This is a genomic window from Microbacterium sp. NPDC080005, assembly GCF_040702445.1.
In the GTDB taxonomy this organism is placed as follows: Bacteria; Actinomycetota; Actinomycetes; order Actinomycetales; family Microbacteriaceae; genus Microbacterium; species Microbacterium oleivorans_D.
In genome coordinates this window covers 1,171,039-1,188,588 of record NZ_JBFBLD010000001.1, presented here as the reverse complement: position 1 = coordinate 1,188,588, position 17,550 = coordinate 1,171,039, and the positions used below count along the sequence as shown (strand labels likewise).

The following is a 17,550-nucleotide window of genomic DNA, read 5'->3' as shown; positions in this document are numbered from 1 at the left end:
GGACCCGCCCCCGTTCCGGCTGCGTCCCATCAGAACAGGACGCGGACCTTCACCGGCTTGCTCTCGGAACCCTGGGCGACCGTCGGGTCGTCGGGGACGAAGGTCGCCGTGTAGGTGTGGGTCCCGCGCGACAGCCGACCGAGCGTCGTCGTCGCGGTGCCTCGGCTGACCTCCGCCGTCGCGATCACCGTGTCGCCCTCGCGGAACTCCACGACGCCCTCGGCACGGCCTCCCTCCTGGGTGACGATCGCGACGAGCGTCGTCGGCAGGAACCGGTTGATGTGCACCGGAGGGACGGCCACCAAACGCGTCTTCGTCGTCGCGGCGGGCTCGGCCGCTTCCTCGACGGTGACGGGAACCTGCACCACGGTCCCGCTCGGGGCGGCGGTCACGGTCAGCTGCGCAGCGCCCGCGGGCGTTCCGGCAGGCAGGGTGACGCTGACGGATGCCGCGCCCTCCGACACCGGCGCCGTGCCGAGCACCTGGTCGCCGAGACTCACCGAGATCTCCGTGTTGGCCGGGGCGCCCTTGCTGGTGAGGTCGAGTCCGGCCACCTGGAACGACACCGTGTCGCCTGCGGCGACCGTCTCGGGAACGCCGGAGACCTGCACACCGTGCTTGGCGAACGAGGGGGCCACAGGCGAGCCCTCGGCGAGATAGTCCACCCAGGCCTCATAGTCGAGCAGGCCTGTGTCGACGTAGTCGTCGCCCTCGGTGAAGGCGCGGAAGTTGTCGCCACCGGCGGCGAGGAACGAGAACGTCCCGATGCGGTAGGTCCCGGCCGGGTCGATCGGAGCCCCGTCGACCGTCACCGACGTGATGCGCTCACCCTCCGGCAGCGCCGGGTCGTAGGTGTACGACACGTTATCCGAGAGCCCGAGCTGCAGGTACGGACGCGCGGGGACGTTGCCCGCGGCATCCCGCTGCCATTGCTGCTCGAGGATCGTCGTGAACTCCTCGCCCGTCAGGGTGACGAGTGCGAGCGTGTTGTTGAACGGCAGCACGGCGTTGGCCTGGCTGAACGAGATCGAGCCGTCCGCGAGCCCCGGCACCGCGGTGGCACCGAACTCCGCCTGCGTGTCGAACAGATCGGCGCGCAGACCGCCGGGGTTGGTGACGCCGATGACGGCGCCGTTCGGCAGGTCGGCGAGGCTGTCGCGCAGCATGTTGGCGACCGTGTTGCCGAGGGTCGACTCGGCGGCACGGTTGTCGCGAGAGCCGCCGGTGTACACGCCGTCGACGTAGGAGCCACCGCTGTAGGCGGTCGTGATGTCGCCGGACACCTGACCGACCTCGGTGTTGCCGATGGCGGCCGCGTTCGCGAGCGCGGCCTTCGTGATCCGGTCGACCTCCGCCACCCGCGGGTAGGCGGCGACGAGGTCGGCGGCGGGCGTGGTCGTACGGGCGACATTGCGCTCGGTGTGCGCCGAGACCTCGCCGGTCGCGGCGTCCACCGTCAGCGTGATCTCACCGATCTTCGCGCCGTACGACCCGGTCTGCACGACGGGACGTGTGCGGTCCGTGCCGGGGATCGGCGCCGACCACGCGTACTCCTTGTGCGTGTGGCCCGTGAAGATCGCATCGACCTCGGCCGAGGTGTCCTCGATGATCGCCCCGAAGGCGCCGCCCGCGGCGACCTCCTCTTCGAGGGTCGCGCCGTCCGGGGTGCCGGCCCCGGCGCCCTCGTGGTAGAGCGCCACGATGACGTCGGCCTCACCGTTGGACGGGTCGCCGTCGGTCAGCTGCGCGGCGACGCGGTTGACCGCCTCGACCGGGTCGCCGAAGTCGACGGACTCGATGCCCGTGGGGGTGACGAGCGTGGGTGTCTCCTCGGTCACAGCGCCGATGACGCCGACCGTGAGACCGTCGGCCTCCAGCAGTGCGTACTCGTCGAGTGCCGGCGTCGTCGTGCCCTTCTCGTAGACGTTCGCTCCGAGCTGCGGAGCGTCGAACGCGTCCGACACCCGCCCGGAGAGGTCGGCGAAGCCGCGGTCGAACTCGTGGTTGCCGACGGCGCTGGCCTGCAGCCCCATGGCGTTCAGCACGTCGATCGTCGGCTGATCCTGGGACACCGACGAGGCGAACAGGGAGGCGCCGATGTTGTCGCCGGCCGACAGGAACAGGGTCGGTCCCGACGCTGCCTTCCGGAGCTCTTCGACCGTCCCGGCGAAGGCGACCGTGTTGGTGTCGATGCGCCCGTGGAAGTCGTTGATGCCCAGCAGGGTGAGCTGCACGGGGGCGGCGTCCGCGTCCATGCCGACGATGACCGGGTCGTGGTCGCTCGAGCGGAACGGGTCGGCCGAGTAGAACTCGGTGCCGTGGGTGCGGAAGCGGCTGTACTCCAACGCGATCGACTCGCCCGAATTGATGTTCCAGATGTCCGCGCCGGTCGAGCGGGCCAGTGCCGCCTTGTTCAGGAGGATGTGGTCGAGCGAGCCCGAGAGCCCCGAGAAGCTGTAGGACGACGAGTCGACGTCGAACGCCTGCTCGGCATCGGCGTAGCCGGCCTCGTAGAGCACCTGCAGCGGGTCCTCCTGGCTGTACGAGTTGAAGTCGCCCGCGAGTGCCACGGCGTCCACGTCGCCCTGGATCTCCGCGACCCAGTCGCGCAGTGCGGTCGCCTGACGGACCCGCGACTCGTTCGAGGATCCCTGACCGTCGCCCGTGTCGGCGTCGCCGGGCCACGGACCCGCGGAGCCCTTGGACTTGAAGTGGTTGACGACGAACAGGAACGGGTCGCCTCCCGCGGCGGGCTCGAACACCTGCGCGATCGGCTCGCGCGCGTTGCCGAACGCTTCGCCGTCGGCGCTCTGGTCACCGAGGGCGCGCGCGGCGCCGACGGGGGAGACGAGCTCCGGCTGGTAGATGATCGCGTTCGTGATGACGTCCTGCTCGGATGCCGGGGGCAGATCCTCCGACGACGGGACGAACGCCCACGTGCCGGCACCCGCGTCGGCGTTGAGTGCGGCCACGAGCGTCGATGTCGCCTCGTCCGCGTCTTCGCCCAGCGCCGCGGAGTTCTCGATCTCCATGAGACCGACGACGGCGGCATCCACGGACGTGATGGCCTCGACGAGCTTGTCCTGCTGGCGCTCGAGGTCGACGGCGTCCCACGCGCCGCGCTGAGCGCAGCCGTCGCGCACCGTGACGCCGTCGCCGAACCGGTCGGAGTAGGCCTCGCAGGTCGCCGAGTCGGTGCCGAGCGTCGTGAAGTAGTTCAGGACGTTGAACGAGGCGATCGACAGATCCCCGCCGACCTCCTCGGGTGCGTCGGTGCGGACGTTCTCGAAGACGACGTCATCGGCGCCCGTCCCGTCGCCGACGACCGGCTCGGTCGGATTCAGCTTCCAGGCGTCGTTGCGGTAGTCCACGATGAGCGGCGCCGAGAAGGTGACGCCCGCGCCGACCGTGACCGGCTCGGTGAGCGAGACGTAGGCGGGGGTCAGCGCCTGGTTGGCGGCCGACGTGTAGTCGAGACCCGCGCCGTCGTCGAGGCGCACACCCCGGGCGGCGTTGTCGGCGGCGACGGCTGCCGCCTCGTCGCTGCCGGGTCGGGCGGCGTCGGTGGGTTGGCGCAGCGGTGCGTCGCCGGCGGCCAAGCCGACCTCGCCGAAGCGGTTGGTGCTGTAGGTGTCGCTGACGGTGAACTCGCCCTGCGGGGAGATCAGCATCGACTCGAGCGACTCGCGCTGCGCGGCGGTGGTCGGCCACGCGACGGTCGCCGGCGTCGGCGCCTCCGCGTCCTCGATCACCCGGGCGTCGCCCGGCTCGACGGTGATCTCGGTGAGCCCGTTGTACTCCGACACGACACCGGTGACCGTGACCGTGTCGCCGAGCGCGACCTCGCGGACGGCGCCCGGGGCGTAGACGAAGACGGCGTCCGACGCGGTGTGCGTCTCGAGATCCAGTGCACCGCCCGCACCGGGGGTCTGGATGACGTAGCCGTTGTAGCCGCCGGTCGGATAGTGCGCGGTGACCACGCCGGTGGTGGTGACGGTGCGGCCGGCCAGCGGGGACGCATCCGTCGTGCCCTGGATCTCGGCGATCGTCGCCGCCTGCGGCTCGGGGTCGGGCTCCGGCTCGGGATCGACATCGGCGCCGAGACCCGTGGGCGTCGGTGTGCCGGCGGTGAAGTCCGCCGCGTTGTCAGCCGTGTTCGTGGCGTCCTCGTCGCGCGAGACGCTCGTCGCATTCGACGTGCCGGGAGCGGGCGCGGAGCCGGCGAAAGCCGTGGCGGTGCTGCCCCAGCCGACGAGGTCGACGACCTGCTCGAGATCGGCGATGCCGGTGCCGCCTGTGAGGGCCGTCTCGCTGGAGACGAGGGCGACCTTCGCGCCGCTGCCGCTCATGGCGATCGTGCCCTCGACGTCCGCCTCGAAGGCGGGCAGCGAGGTGTTGCTGCCCAGCGCCTGTCCGACGAGGAGGTTCTCGCCCGCAGGGAGGTCGATGTCGCCGAGCTTCGTGACCTGCCACGTGGCTCCCGTCGCGGAGGCGTACTGCACGCTGAAGCCGCTCAGGTCGATCGCCGCGTCGCCGGTGTTGGCGAGCTCCACGAAGTCCCGGTTGAAGGCGGCGCCGCTGTTGCCGCCACCGCCGTAGACCTCGGAGATCACGAGGGGCGAGTCGGCCGACACGGCGGCGTTCGCCGCACTCGGCACGAGGGTCAGACCGGCAGCCGTCACGGCGGTGACCGTGAGCAGGGCGCCGGTGCGGCGGAGGAAGGACGGTGACGCGTGCGCAGGAACGGGTGGGTTCGACACGTGGGATCTCCCGAAGCGGCACGGGCGCGGGGCTTATCGCGCAGGAACCGACCGCCACATTGAGCATTCGGTCGGTTTCGCGGCCCCGCAAGTGTCAAATCGGTTAACTCTTTCTCATGCGGCGGGCCACTGGCGTGTCGCCGCCGTGGCGGGTTATGGTGCCCGATCGTCGGGGCTGGCGCCCGGCCCCGCGCCGGTAGACTCGCCTGGTCATGTCACCCCGCGCCCTTCAGCCCCTGCAGCCCGCGGCCACGCCGCCCGCGCAGCTCCGCAACTTCTGCATCATCGCTCACATCGACCACGGCAAGTCCACCCTGGCCGATCGCATGCTGCAGATCACCGGCGTGGTCGCCGACCGCGACATGCGGGCGCAGTACCTCGACCGGATGGACATCGAGCGGGAGCGCGGCATCACGATCAAGAGCCAGGCGGTCCGGATGCCGTGGGCCACCGCCGACGGCACATTCGCGCTCAACATGATCGACACCCCCGGGCACGTGGACTTCACCTACGAGGTCAGCCGCTCCCTCGCCGCCTGCGAGGGAGCGATCCTCCTCGTCGACGCGGCACAGGGCATCGAGGCGCAGACCCTCGCCAACCTCTACCTCGCCCTCGAGAACGATCTCGAGATCATCCCTGTCCTCAACAAGATCGACCTCCCCGCCGCGGACCCCGACAAGTACGCCGCCGAACTCGCGAACCTCATCGGCGGCGACCCGGCCGACGTGCTCAAGGTCAGCGGCAAGACCGGCATGGGCGTCGAGGCGCTGCTCGACCGCATCGTCGAGCGCATCCCGGCTCCGGTCGGTGACGCCGACGCTCCCGCGCGGGCGATGATCTTCGACTCGGTGTACGACGCGTACCGGGGCGTCGTCACGTACGTCCGCATGGTCGACGGCAAGCTCGAGCCGCGTGAGCGCATCCAGATGATGTCGTCGAAGGCGGCCCACGACCTCCTCGAGATCGGAGTGTCGAGCCCGGAACCGGTCCCGACGAAGGGACTCGGCGTCGGCGAGGTCGGCTATCTGATCACCGGTGTGAAGGACGTCCGCCAGTCCAAGGTCGGCGACACGATCACGAACCACCGGAAGCCCGCATCCGAGGCGCTCGCGGGATACACCGATCCCAAGCCCATGGTCTTCTCGGGCATCTACCCGATCGACGGCAGCGACTACGCCGAGCTGCGTGAGGCGCTCGACAAGCTCAAGCTGTCGGATGCCTCGCTGCAGTACGAACCCGAGACCTCCGTCGCCCTCGGCTTCGGCTTCCGGTGCGGATTCCTCGGCCTGCTGCACCTCGAGATCATCACCGAGCGTCTCGCCCGCGAGTTCGGGCTCGACCTCATCACAACGGCGCCCTCGGTCACCTACGAGGTCATGACCGACACTGGCGAGACCGTGACGGTCACCAACCCGTCCGAGTACCCCGACGGCCGCGTCGCCGAGGTCTCCGAGCCCGTCGTGAAGGTCGGCATCCTGTTGCCGAAGGATTACGTGGGCACCGTCATGGAGCTCTGCCAGTCGCGTCGCGGGACGCTGCTGGGCATGGACTACCTCAGCGAGGACCGCGTCGAGCTGCGCTACAACATGCCCCTCGGCGAGATCGTCTTCGACTTCTTCGACCACCTGAAGTCCAAGACTCAGGGGTACGCGAGCCTCGACTATGAGCCGGCCGGCTCGCAGACGGCGGACCTCGTGAAGGTCGACATCCTCCTGCAGGGCGAGAAGGTCGACGCGTTCAGCTCGATCGTCCACCGCGACAAGGCCTATTCCTACGGGACGATGATGACCGAGCGGCTGCGCAAGCTCATCCCGCGCCAGCAGTTCGAAGTGCCGATCCAGGCAGCGATCGGTGCGCGCATCATCGCCCGCGAGAACATCCGCGCCATTCGCAAGGACGTGCTCGCCAAGTGCTACGGCGGCGACATCACGCGTAAGCGCAAGCTGCTCGAGAAGCAGAAGGAGGGCAAGAAGCGCATGAAGATGGTCGGCCGCGTCGAGGTCCCCCAGGAGGCGTTCATCGCCGCGCTGTCGGGAGACGTCGAGGGCAAGGACAAGAAGTAGGCTGGCACGATGCGCCGCGGAAGTTTCCAGGCAGGAACCGTCGACTACGCCGCCGTCGGGGCGACGCAGGCACCGGATCTCATGGGCTATCCGCCGAAGGGCACGACCCCGGCGGAGGAGTCCTGGCGTCTCGGCAGCGGTGAGAGCCGCTTCGTCACCTCGAGCGAGTCGCTGCTCGGCTGGGGTGCGCAGCGCGGGGCGGGCCTTCAGGTGAGCGACGTGCGCCCGGCACCCGGTCCGATGTACTCGGGTGTGGGCTTCGACGCGGACGGCAATGCCGTCCAGCCGAGCCGCCTCGACGACGAGCAGCGGTTCGACGCCGACGGTGTGCCCTTCGCCGGTGCGGGGACGACGGTGCACCTGCGCGGCCGGGTCGGCGGGATGCGGGCGGATGCCGAGCTCCGCGTGATCTCCGTCGTCGACGAGCCGCGACGCGTCGGGTTCTCCCTCGGCACGGTCGGCGGCTCGGTCGTCAGCGGCGAGGAGTCCTTCCTCCTCGAGTGGCGCGACGACGACGAGGTCTGGTTCACAGTCCGCGCCTTCGACAAGCCGACCGGTCTCTTGTACCGCGTCTGGCGCCCGCTCGTGAGGCGACGCCGGCGCGCGCTGTTCCAGGGGTACCTGCAGGCGATGTCGCCCATGTACGCCACCGGCTCCTGATGGGGTCCGCTCTTCCCCTCGGCGATCCCGCACCGGCCGACGGCGCTCTTCCCGCCGACGTGACCGTCTCGGACGACGTCGACTTCGGCGTCTACCTGCACGTCCCGTTCTGCCGCGTCCGCTGCGGCTACTGCGACTTCAACACGTACACCGCCACCGAACTGCGCGGTGCCCGCCAGGACGCGTACGCCGACGAGGTCCTGCGCGAGATCGAGATCTCCCGCCGCGTCCTCGGCGACCGCGGGCCGCTCCGCCCCGCGCAGACGGTGTTCTTCGGCGGAGGCACCCCGACCCTCCTGCCGCCGGGTGATCTGGCGCGGATGCTCGACGGCGTCCGCGACACCTTCGGGTTGGCCGAGGGTGCGGAGGTGACGGTCGAGGCGAACCCCGACACGATGACGGATGCCGTGGCTCGGACGCTCGCGGAGGCGGGCGTCACGCGTCTCTCGGTCGGCATGCAGTCCGCCGTCCCGCACGTCCTGGCCGCCCTCGACCGGACGCACGACCCGGCGAACATCGCGACGGCCGTCGCCGCGGCACGGCGCGCCGGGCTCGCCGTGAGCCTGGACCTCATCTACGGCGCGCCGGGGGAGTCGCTCGAGGACTGGCGCGCCTCGCTCGAGACGGCGACGGCGCTCGCGCCCGACCACGTCTCGGCCTATGCGCTCATCGTGGAGGACGGCACGAAACTCGAGCGTCAGATCCGTCGCGGCGAGGTGGTCGCACCCGACGACGACCTGCAGGCCGACATGTACGAGCTGGCCGACGAGCTGCTCGCCGCGGCCGGCTACGAATGGTACGAGGTCTCGAACTGGTCCACGAGCCGCGCCCAGCGGTCGCGGCACAACCTCTCGTACTGGCGGGGTCAGGATTGGTGGGGCTTCGGCCCCGGCGCGCACAGCCACATCGGCGGGCTGCGGTGGTGGAACGTGAAGCACCCCGCGGCCTACGCGCAGCGTCTGGCCGCCGGGCAGTCCCCGGCCGCGGGACGGGAGCGACCGGATGCCGAGGCCCGCCGCCTCGAGGACATCCTGCTGCGCTCGCGCATCGCCGACGGCGTCGCAGTGGACGAGGTGACGGTCGCGGGACGGCGGAACGTGGCATCCCTCATCGCCGACGGACTCGTCGAGGGCGCCGCCGCCGTGCGCGGCACGATCGTGCTGACCCGGCGGGGGAGGCTCCTGGCCGACGCGGTCGTCCGCGCGCTGACCGCGTGATCCGAGCAGATCGCTTCACGCGCGGTAGAATTGGCACTCCAAGATCGAGAGTGCCAGCGGAGGAGGGGTGATGGTCTCGGAACGCGGTCTGCAGGTGCTGCGTGCGATCGTGCAGGACTACGTCGACACGCGCGAGCCCGTCGGGAGCAAGGCGATCGTCGATCGCCACCAGTTCGGGGTGTCCGCCGCCACGATCCGCAACGACATGGCGCTGCTCGAGGACGAGGAGCTCATCACCGCCCCGCACACCTCGTCGGGCCGTGTGCCGACGGACAAGGGCTACCGGGTCTTCGTCGATCACCTCGCCGAGGTGCGCCCGTTGACGTCCGCGCAGCGGTCCGCGATCGGCGCCTTCCTCGAGGACACCGGCGACCTCGACGACCTCCTCGTGCGCACCGTGCGCACGCTCACGCGCCTCACCGGCCAGGTCGCGATCGTGCAGTACCCCTCCTTCGCCCGAGCCAACGTGTCGCACATCGAGGTCGTGCACCTCGGCGGGACCCGTGTCGTCATCATCGTCGTGACTGACACCGGACGCGTCTCGCAGCGGGTGACTTTCCTCGCAACCGAGCCCACCGCCGAAGAGGCGCAGCAGCTCAAGCTCGCGATGGCCGCGCTGCTGACCGGCAAGAGCGTCCGCGACGGTGCCGCGGCCATCGCCCGCACCCTGGAGGACGAGGCCCCTGCGCCGCGTGAGGAGAACCGTCGGATCGTGTTGCGAGCGATCGGCGAGGAACTGGACGAGTTCCGCTCGGACCGCATGGTCATGGCCGGGTCGGCGACCCTCGCACGTCGGGAGGCCGACTTCCGCGGCAGCATCTATCCTTTGCTCGAGGCGATCGAGGAGCAGGTCACGCTCCTCCGCCTCATGGGCGAGATGGTCGCGGACGACCGTGGTCTGGCGACCAGCATCGGCCGCGAGAACGAGCCGTTCGGGCTCGCCGAGGCATCCGTCGTCGCGGGGGACTACGACGCCGGCGGTTCGCAGGCACGCGTCGGCGTCCTGGGGCCGACCCGCATGGACTATCCCACCAATCTCGCGGCGGTCCGTGCCGTCGCGCACTATCTGACGCGTCTGCTCGAAGAAGACGAGAAGTCGCGCTGAACGAATCGGCCTCCGGGCCGGAGAGGTGATTGTGGCTGACCACTACGAGGTCCTGGGCGTCGCGCGCGACGCGAGCCCGGACGAGATCAAGAAGGCGTACCGCCGACTGGCGCGCCAGCTCCACCCCGACGTCAACCCGGGTGAGGATGCGGCGGAGCGCTTCAAGCTCGTCACGCACGCGTACGACGTCCTGAGCGATCCGGACCAGCGCCAGCGCTACGACCTGGGCGGCGACGCGGGTGCCTTCGGCGGCGCCGGTGCCGGCTTCGGCGGTTTCAGCGACATCTTCGAGACGTTCTTCGGCGGAGGCGGCGGCGGGACCCGAGCGGGTCGTCCGCGATCGCGTCGCGAGCGCGGTCAGGATGCGCTCGTTCGCGTCGACCTCACCCTCGGCGACGTCGTGTTCGGTGTCCACCGCGACATCGAGGTCGACACCGCGGTCCTGTGCGAGACCTGCCAGGGCTCCTGCTGCCAGCCGGGCACTCAGCCCGTCACGTGCGACATCTGCCACGGTTCCGGGCAGATCCAGCGGACGGTTCGGAGCCTCCTCGGCAACGTCGTCACGTCACAGCCCTGCACGACCTGTCAGGGGTACGGCACGACCATCCCCTACCCCTGCTCCACCTGCCAGGGGCAGGGTCGTGTCCGCGCCCGCCGCACCGTGTCGATCGACATCCCCGCGGGCGTCGAGACGGGGCTCCGGCTGCAGCTGCCCGGCTCGGGCGAGGTCGGTCCCGCGGGCGGCGCGAACGGCGACCTGTACCTCGAGGTCACCGTCGCGCCGCACGACGTGTTCAGCCGCGACGGCGACGACCTGCTCGCGACCCTCGAGGTGTCGATGATCGACGCGATCCTGGGCACCGGCGTCACGATCGACTCGCTCGACGGCCCCGTCGACCTCGAGATCCGTCAGGGCGTGCAGGCCGGCGACGAGCTCACGATCCGCGGTCGTGGCATCACGCCCCTGCGCGGTGAGCAGCGTGGCGACCTCCGGGTCGCGGTGCAGGTCGTGACGCCCTCCCACCTCGACCCGAAGTCGCGTGCACTCGTGCAGGAGCTCGCGAAGCGCACGCGGCCCGCGCCGCCGCACCTCGCCGAGTTCCACCCCGGGCTGTTCTCGAAGCTCCGCGACAAGTTCAAGCGCTGACCGTGGCCCTGCACTTCCTCACCGAGGATGCCCGTGCCGCCCGCCCCGGCGATGTCGTGCGGCTGACCGGGGCCGAGGCCCACCACGCCGCCGCCGTGCGTCGCATCCGGGTCGGCGAGGGCGTGACCGTCGGCGACGGCCGCGGCCTCTGGCTCACCGGGACGGCCTCCTCGGTCGCCCCGAAGGAGGTCGTGGTCGAGGTCGTGGAACGCGCCGAGCATCCGCAGCCGTCGCCCCGCACGGTGCTCGTGCAGGCGCTCGCAAAGGGCGACCGTGACGAGCTCGCCGTGCAGGCGGCGACCGAGCTGGGCGTCGATGCGATCCTTCCCTGGCAGGCCGGGCGATCCGTCTCGCGCTGGGACGGCGCGAAGGTCGCGAAAGGCGTCGCGCGCTGGGAGTCCATCGCCCGCGAGGCGGCGAAGCAGGCGCACCGCCCGTGGCTGCCCGAGGTCGCCGATCCTGTGACGACGCGGCAGCTCGTCGCTCAGGCGGAGTCTGCACGGATGCTGGTGCTCGAGCCGACGGCATCCGCTGCGCTCTCGAGCGTCGAGCTCGACGCGTCCGACATCCGGGACGTGCTCCTCGTCGTGGGACCGGAGGGCGGCATCGCCCCGGAGGAGCTCGACCTCCTGCAGGGCGCGGGTGCCGCGCTCGTGCGGCTCGGTGACACGGTGCTGCGCACCTCGACCGCCGGTCCCGCGGCGCTTGCGCTGGTCAACCGGGCACTCGGTCGCTGGTGAGTCGGCACCGGCCGACGCCGGGAGCCGCTGACTAGACTGAAGGGATGAGCGAGCCATCGGTGTTCACCCGCATCCTCCGGGGTGAGATCCCCTCCGAGATCATCGCGGAGACCGAGAACGCGTTCGCGATCCGCGACCTCGCCCCCCAGGCCCGCGTGCACCTGCTCGTCATCCCCAAGAGCGAGCGCTACCGCGACGTCGTCGAGCTCGCGGCGGGCGACCCCGCTCTCCTCGCCGAGCTCGTGGGGCTCGCGAACAGCATCGCGGCGGAGCATGCCGACGGCGACTTCCGCCTGATCTTCAACACCGGTCCGGGAGCGGGCCAGACCGTCTTCCACGTCCACGCCCACGTGCTGGGCGGCGGGCTCAGCGAAGGGAGCCTCGGTGGCTGACAGCACCGAACCCACCGTCGACCGCATCTATGCGGACGGCGTCGCGATGGTGCAGCTGCTGGGTCCCCAGGACCGGCTGCTGCGCACCGTCGAGCACGAGCACCCCGATGTGCAGGTGCACGTCCGGGGCAACGAGATCACCCTCACGGGTGAGACCGGCGCCGTCGCCCGCGCCCGCGAGCTCGTCGACGAGCTGATCGGCATGGCCCGTGCCGGGCAGGGCCTCGACCCGAGCGACGTCACCCAGTCGAACCGCATCCTCCGAGACAACGGCGGGATGCGTCCCTCCGAGGTGCTGGGCGAGGCGATCCTCTCGTCGCGCGGCAAGGTCATCCGCCCGAAGACGCTCGGTCAGAAGGAGTACGTCGACGCGATCGAGGAGAACACGATCGTGTTCGGCATCGGCCCCGCGGGTACCGGCAAGACCTACCTCGCGATGGCGAAGGCCGTGCAGGCGCTGCAGCGCAAGGAGGTCAGCCGCATCATCCTGACCCGTCCCGCCGTCGAGGCGGGCGAGCGCCTCGGATTCCTGCCGGGAACGTTGACCGACAAGATCGACCCCTACCTGCGGCCGCTCTACGACGCGCTCAACGAGATGATGGACCCCGAGCTCGTCCCGAAGCTCATGGCGTCGGGCACCATCGAGGTCGCGCCGCTGGCCTACATGCGCGGACGCACGCTCAACGACTCGTTCGTCGTGCTCGACGAGGCGCAGAACACGACGCCCGAGCAGATGAAGATGTTCCTCACTCGTCTCGGGTTCGGGACACGCATGGTCGTGACCGGTGACATCACGCAGGTCGACCTGCCCCAGGGTGCATCGGGTCTGCGCCTGGTCACCCGGGTGCTCAAGGACATCGACGACATCCACTTCGCGCGGCTCACGAGCGACGACGTCGTGCGCCACACCCTGGTGGGCCGCATCGTCGACGCCTACAGCGCGTACGACGAGGAGAAGCTCGCCGCGCGCCGCGAGCGCGACGAGGCGAGCGAGTTCGCGAACCGCGCGGAGCGCCGAGCCGGCCTGCGCCCCGCCGGCCCCCGTGACCGCCAGCCCAAACGAGGACGATCATGACCATCGAGATCACCAACGAGTCCGGCGTCGAGGTCGATGAGACCGTCCTGCTGCGCCTGACCGAGCACAACTTCGCCGAGCTCCACGTGAGCCCCGACGCGGACGTCGCGATCCTCCTCGTCGACGAGGGCGCGATGGAGGCCCTGCACGTGCAGTGGATGGACGAGCCGGGGCCGACCGACGTGCTCAGCTTCCCGATGGACGAGCTGCGCCCGGGCACGGAGGAGGCGCCCACACCTCCCGGCCTGCTCGGCGACATCGTGCTCTGCCCGCAGGTGGCCGAGACCCAGGCGCAGGCGGCGAAGCACTCCACGATGGACGAGCTCATCCTCCTGACGACGCACGGCCTTCTGCACCTGCTCGGTTTCGACCATGCCGAGCCCGAGGAGGAGCGCGAGATGTTCGGGCTCCAGAAGGAGCTCATCGGCGCGTTCCACTCGAGCGAGCGCCGCCGACGCGCATGACCGAGGTCCTCCTCCTCGTCGCCGCCGGACTCCTCGTCGCGCTCGGCGGTCTCATGGCCTCGCTCGAGGCAGCTCTCGATGTGACCGGTCGTGCCGATCTCGCCGACCTCGCCGACGAGGCCCGGTCGGGAACGGCGCTGCGACGCATCGCGGCCGACCCCGACGCGCACCGCACCGCCGTCGTGTTCATCCGCATCCTCGTCGAGACGGCCGCCGCGGTCCTCGTGACGGTCGCGCTGACGCTGATCTTCGACAACATCTGGTGGGCGATGCTCGCCGCCGTCGTGCTGATGACGATCGCGTCGTTCGTGCTCGTCGGCGCCTCACCGCGCGCGGTGGGGCGCCAGCACGCGAAGGGTTTCCTCCGGTTCTGCGCCCCGCTGATCCGCGGCGCGCGCATCGTGCTGGGCCCGCTCGCGCACCTGCTCGTCCTCGTGGGCGACCGACTGACGCCCGGCATCCACCGAGGCGCCTCGTTCGCCTCCGAGGAGCAGCTGCTCAGCATGGTCGACGAGGCCGCGTCGCAGGACCTCATCGAGGCCGACGACCGCGACCTCATCCACTCGGTGTTCGACTTCACCGACCGCTTCGTGCGCGCCGTCATGGTGCCGCGCACCGACATGGTGACGATGGATGCCGCGGCCACGACGCAGCAGGCGATGACGCTCTTCCTCGACAAGGGCGTCTCGCGCATCCCGATCGCCGACGGTGAGGCTGACGACATCACCGGTGTCGTCTATCTGAAGGACCTCGTGCAGTTCGCCTACCGGGACGAGACCGCGTGGCGCGGAGTGCCGGTCGCGCAGATCGCACGCCCCGCGGTGTTCGTGCCGGAGTCGATGCGTGCTGAGACGCTCCTCCAGCAGATGAAGCGCGAGGCCGTGCACGTGTGCCTCGTCGTCGACGAGTACGGCGGCGTCTCGGGCCTCGTCACGCTCGAGGACCTGATCGAGGAGCTCGTGGGGGAGATCTCCGACGAGTACGACCTGCGGACCCGCGAGGTCACGGACCTCGGCGACGGTCGGTTCCGCGTGTCGACCCGCCTCGGCCTCGACGAGGTCGGCGACCTGTTCGGCATCGAGCTCGAGGACGACGACGTCGACTCGATCGGCGGCCTGTTCGGCAAGGCACTCGGCAGCGTCCCCGTTCCCGGCGCCCGTGTCGAGCACAGCGGTCTGGTCCTCACGGGCGGAACCTCGCTCGGCCGGGGCCGCGGCCTCGCGACCGTCTTCGTCGAACGCTCCGAGAGTCTCGACGCCGCCGAGAGCGCCTTCTCGCCCACCACCGGAGAGGTCCGCGTCTCGCGGGGATCGGAGTGACCATGACCAGCCGTTCCGGCTTCGTGACGTTCGTGGGGCGCCCCAACGTCGGCAAGTCCACCCTGACCAACGCGCTCGTCGGCGAGAAGGTGGCGATCACCAGCGACAAACCGCAGACGACCCGCAAGGCGATCCGCGGCATCCTCAACCGCCCGACGGGGCAGCTCGTGATCGTGGACACCCCCGGCATCCACAAGCCGCGCACCCTGCTCGGTCAACGCCTCAACGACCTCGTCGAACAGGTGCTCGGCGACGTCGACGCGATCGGCTTCCTCGTGCCGGCGACAGAGAAGGTCGGTCCCGGCGACCGCCGCATCGCGGCGTCCCTCGATGGGTACGGGCGCGCCAAGAAGGTGGCCATCGTCACGAAGGTCGACATCGCGTCCCGCGAGGAGATCACCGAGCGGCTCATGGAGGTCGATTCGCTGCGCGAGGACTGGGACGCCGTGATCCCGCTGTCCGCCGTGACGGACGAGCAACTCGACGTCCTCGCCGACGAACTGCTCAAACTCATGCCCGAGGGGCCCGCGCTCTATCCCGAGGGCGTCGTCACCGACGAGAGCCTCGAGGACCGGATCGCCGAGATCATCCGCGAGGCGGCACTGGACGGCGTCCGCGACGAGCTGCCGCACTCCATCGCCGTCACGGTCGAGGACGTCAGTCCCCGCGAAGACAGCGACCTCACCGACGTCTACGCGAACATCGTCGTCGAGCGCGACAGCCAGAAGGCGATCATCATCGGCCGCAAGGGCTCACGCCTCGCCGACGTGGGCGCTCGCTCCCGCGCGGGGATCGAGCCGCTGGTCGGCGGGCGGGTGTATCTGTCGCTCCACGTGCGGGTGGCCAAGGAATGGCAGCGCGACCCCAAGCAACTGGGGCGCCTCGGATTCTGACCGGCGAGGGCGCCGGCGAGACAGGAAGGACGACGCATGGCTCAGGCATGGTTCGCGACGGGTCCCGGTGGTATCGGCGAGTGGGAGCTGCGGGACGTCGAGGTGCCGGCGCCCGGCCCGGGTGAGGTGACGATCCGCATCCACGCCGCGGGGATGAATCCCGCCGACGTCAAGCATTCGGCGCGACCGGGGGCGTCCTTCCCCGTCCCGCTGGGCTACGAGGTGTCGGGCGAGATCACGGCGATCGGTCCGGATACAGCGATCGGTTCCGGCGTGGCCCGGGTGGGAGACGAGGTCCTGGCGTTCCGCGTGAGCGGCGGATATGCGACCGAGCTGACGATCCCTGCCGAGAAGGCGTTCCACAAGCCGTCGACCCTGACACATCCCGAGGCGGCGAATCTGCTGCTCGCGGGGGCCACGGCGGCGGAGCTTCTCGACCGCAGCGGTGCGCGCGAGGGCGACCTCGTCTTGTTCCACGCGGCATCCGGTGCGGTCGGGGTCAGCTTCCTGCAGCAGGCGCGGACGCGCGGGGTGCGCGTCGTCGGGACGGCGGGACCCGCCAACCTCGACGTCGTCCGGCGCTACGGAGGCGTCGCCGTCGAGTACGGCGAGGGCCTCGTCGAGAGGGCGAGAGAGGCGGCTTCGGGCGCGCCCTTCGTGGCAGCGCTCGACGGCGTCGGCACGGACGAGGCGCTGGAGGCGTCCTTCGAACTCGTGGCGGACCGCCAGCGGATCATCACGATCGTCCGGCCCGACCGCGTGGAGCCCGATGGCATCGTGGCGATCGGCGGGATGATGCGGGCCAGCGCGGTCTTCCGCGACGGTGTCCGCGGTCCGCTGGTCGATCTGGCCGCACAGGGCCTGCTCGAGGTTCCCGTTGCACGGACGTACCCGTTGAACGAGGCGCGCAATGCCGCGGAGTACCTCATGACGGGCCACCCGGGCGGAAAGCTCGCGCTCATCCCCTGAGCTAGCGCCTCACTCGACGAGTCGCAGTGCCGATCGCACGATGACCTTCCCGGCGCCGAAGTCCTGATCGGCCGCACGCTGCCACGTACCGTCGTCCCAGATCACGTCGACGTGGATCCAGCCATCCTGGTCGTACGATCCGAGGTAGGCGGCACCGATCGCGTCGGGGACGATCGACTGGACGGTGTCGATGTCGGCGGCGGTGGCCGTCCCGGGTTCACCCCGTGTCGGGTCGGGGAGGGGCATCGCGTCGAAGAGGGCGAGGGGGACCGGTGCCCGCGTCACGGTGAGCGTGTCGCCGTCGTAGGTGCCCCACACCGCGTACGTGCCCCACGTCGACCCCGACATGACGGCGGCGTCGGCTACGCCCTCCCAGGACCATCCGGCGAGGGGGATGCCGGCGCACTGCGGCGGGGCGGACTCGGCGACCGCGCCGAGGCAGAGCTTCGCCGAGGACCCGTCGTCGAGGACCGTCCCCTGGCCGAGCACCTCGCCGGTCGGGGGCTCCGGCGTGAGGGCGGCCAGAGCCGATCCGGGCGGCGCTGAGTCCCCACCGGCATCCGCTGCGCCCGGTGCGCAGGAGGTGAGGAGCAGAGCGGCGCCCGCGAGCAGCGCGGAGCCTGCGAGCACGGAGGGGGCGGAGCGACGGATGGTCATGCCCGGGGAGTGTCGCGGACGCGGCATCCGTCTCGGATGCCGTCGGTCTGGGATCGGGGTGTAACGTGTCGGTATGCGCTTCTGCGGCC

Annotated in this window: 14 protein-coding genes; 12 read left to right on the top strand and 2 right to left on the bottom strand. The window is 70.6% G+C overall.

Annotation, left to right across the window (positions count from 1 at the left end; translation table 11 throughout):
- Positions 1 to 29: 29 nt before the first annotated feature.
- The gene (locus AB0259_RS05765) at positions 30 to 4,760 is read right to left on the bottom strand and encodes an ExeM/NucH family extracellular endonuclease (RefSeq protein ID WP_366220124.1); all 4,731 of its coding nucleotides are present in this window, start codon (positions 4,758 to 4,760) and stop codon (positions 30 to 32) included.
- A 212-nt stretch (positions 4,761 to 4,972) separates the two neighbouring features.
- On the opposite strand from AB0259_RS05765, the gene lepA reads away from it, so the two are divergent.
- From lepA to AB0259_RS05705, 12 genes are all read left to right on the top strand, one after another.
- Positions 4,973 to 6,823, top strand: coding sequence for a translation elongation factor 4 (lepA, locus tag AB0259_RS05760; RefSeq protein ID WP_366220126.1), 1,851 nt, complete (start codon positions 4,973 to 4,975; stop codon positions 6,821 to 6,823).
- A gap of 9 nt (positions 6,824 to 6,832) precedes the next feature.
- Entirely contained in the window at positions 6,833 to 7,483 is a 651-nt protein-coding gene (locus tag AB0259_RS05755) for a DUF1990 family protein (RefSeq protein ID WP_366220128.1), read from the top strand.
- The gene (gene hemW, locus AB0259_RS05750; RefSeq protein ID WP_366220130.1) at positions 7,483 to 8,700 is read left to right on the top strand and encodes a radical SAM family heme chaperone HemW; all 1,218 of its coding nucleotides are present in this window, start codon (positions 7,483 to 7,485) and stop codon (positions 8,698 to 8,700) included. The genes AB0259_RS05755 and hemW overlap by 1 nt, the downstream gene beginning before the upstream one ends.
- A 70-nt stretch (positions 8,701 to 8,770) precedes the next feature.
- Positions 8,771 to 9,805 (top strand): heat-inducible transcriptional repressor HrcA, encoded by a 1,035-nt coding sequence (gene hrcA, locus AB0259_RS05745; protein WP_366220132.1) that lies wholly within the window; start codon positions 8,771 to 8,773, stop codon positions 9,803 to 9,805.
- A 31-nt stretch (positions 9,806 to 9,836) separates the two neighbouring features.
- A complete protein-coding gene (gene dnaJ, locus AB0259_RS05740; protein WP_366220133.1) occupies positions 9,837 to 10,952 on the top strand; it encodes a molecular chaperone DnaJ in 1,116 nt (371 codons plus the stop codon).
- Between the two features lie 2 nt (positions 10,953 to 10,954).
- The gene (locus AB0259_RS05735; protein ID WP_366220135.1) at positions 10,955 to 11,692 is read left to right on the top strand and encodes a 16S rRNA (uracil(1498)-N(3))-methyltransferase; all 738 of its coding nucleotides are present in this window, start codon (positions 10,955 to 10,957) and stop codon (positions 11,690 to 11,692) included.
- Positions 11,693 to 11,736: 44 nt separating this feature from the next.
- On the top strand, positions 11,737 to 12,084 hold the full coding sequence (locus AB0259_RS05730) for an HIT domain-containing protein (protein ID WP_366220136.1): 348 nt from the start codon (positions 11,737 to 11,739) through the stop codon (positions 12,082 to 12,084).
- 46 nt (positions 12,085 to 12,130) lie between these two features.
- Entirely contained in the window at positions 12,131 to 13,159 is a 1,029-nt protein-coding gene (locus tag AB0259_RS05725) for a PhoH family protein (protein WP_251581253.1), read from the top strand.
- The gene (ybeY, locus tag AB0259_RS05720) at positions 13,156 to 13,623 is read left to right on the top strand and encodes an rRNA maturation RNase YbeY (RefSeq protein WP_064002183.1); all 468 of its coding nucleotides are present in this window, start codon (positions 13,156 to 13,158) and stop codon (positions 13,621 to 13,623) included. Before AB0259_RS05725 ends, ybeY begins: the two co-directional genes overlap by 4 nt.
- Positions 13,620 to 14,942: a hemolysin family protein gene (locus AB0259_RS05715; protein WP_251580642.1), complete on the top strand. Its 1,323-nt coding sequence runs from the start codon at positions 13,620 to 13,622 to the stop codon at positions 14,940 to 14,942. The genes ybeY and AB0259_RS05715 overlap by 4 nt, the downstream gene beginning before the upstream one ends.
- A 2-nt stretch (positions 14,943 to 14,944) precedes the next feature.
- Positions 14,945 to 15,835: a GTPase Era gene (gene era / locus AB0259_RS05710; RefSeq protein ID WP_251580643.1), complete on the top strand. Its 891-nt coding sequence runs from the start codon at positions 14,945 to 14,947 to the stop codon at positions 15,833 to 15,835.
- Between the two features lie 36 nt (positions 15,836 to 15,871).
- Positions 15,872 to 16,804, top strand: a complete 933-nt coding sequence (locus AB0259_RS05705) for an NADP-dependent oxidoreductase (protein WP_366220137.1) — start codon at positions 15,872 to 15,874, stop codon at positions 16,802 to 16,804.
- 9 nt (positions 16,805 to 16,813) lie between these two features.
- Here the strand turns inward: AB0259_RS05705 and AB0259_RS05700 are convergent, their stop codons facing one another.
- On the bottom strand, positions 16,814 to 17,461 hold the full coding sequence (locus AB0259_RS05700) for a hypothetical protein (protein WP_366220139.1): 648 nt from the start codon (positions 17,459 to 17,461) through the stop codon (positions 16,814 to 16,816).
- Between the last annotated feature and the right edge of the window lie 89 nt (positions 17,462 to 17,550).

Excerpts from the sequence above, each read along its gene's own strand:
- lepA (WP_366220126.1), top strand. The coding sequence starts at position 4,973 with ATGTCACCCCGCGCCCTTCAGCCCCTGCAGCCCGCGGCCACGCCGCCC.
- AB0259_RS05755 (WP_366220128.1), top strand. The coding sequence starts at position 6,833 with ATGCGCCGCGGAAGTTTCCAGGCAGGAACCGTCGACTACGCCGCCGTC.
- hemW (WP_366220130.1), top strand. The coding sequence starts at position 7,483 with ATGGGGTCCGCTCTTCCCCTCGGCGATCCCGCACCGGCCGACGGCGCT.
- hrcA (WP_366220132.1), top strand. The coding sequence starts at position 8,771 with ATGGTCTCGGAACGCGGTCTGCAGGTGCTGCGTGCGATCGTGCAGGAC.
- AB0259_RS05730 (WP_366220136.1), top strand. The coding sequence starts at position 11,737 with ATGAGCGAGCCATCGGTGTTCACCCGCATCCTCCGGGGTGAGATCCCC.
- AB0259_RS05725 (WP_251581253.1), top strand. The coding sequence starts at position 12,131 with ATGGTGCAGCTGCTGGGTCCCCAGGACCGGCTGCTGCGCACCGTCGAG.
- ybeY (WP_064002183.1), top strand. The coding sequence starts at position 13,156 with ATGACCATCGAGATCACCAACGAGTCCGGCGTCGAGGTCGATGAGACC.
- AB0259_RS05715 (WP_251580642.1), top strand. The coding sequence starts at position 13,620 with ATGACCGAGGTCCTCCTCCTCGTCGCCGCCGGACTCCTCGTCGCGCTC.
- era (WP_251580643.1), top strand. The coding sequence starts at position 14,945 with ATGACCAGCCGTTCCGGCTTCGTGACGTTCGTGGGGCGCCCCAACGTC.
- AB0259_RS05705 (WP_366220137.1), top strand. The coding sequence starts at position 15,872 with ATGGCTCAGGCATGGTTCGCGACGGGTCCCGGTGGTATCGGCGAGTGG.
- AB0259_RS05700 (WP_366220139.1), bottom strand. The coding sequence starts at position 17,461 with ATGACCATCCGTCGCTCCGCCCCCTCCGTGCTCGCAGGCTCCGCGCTG.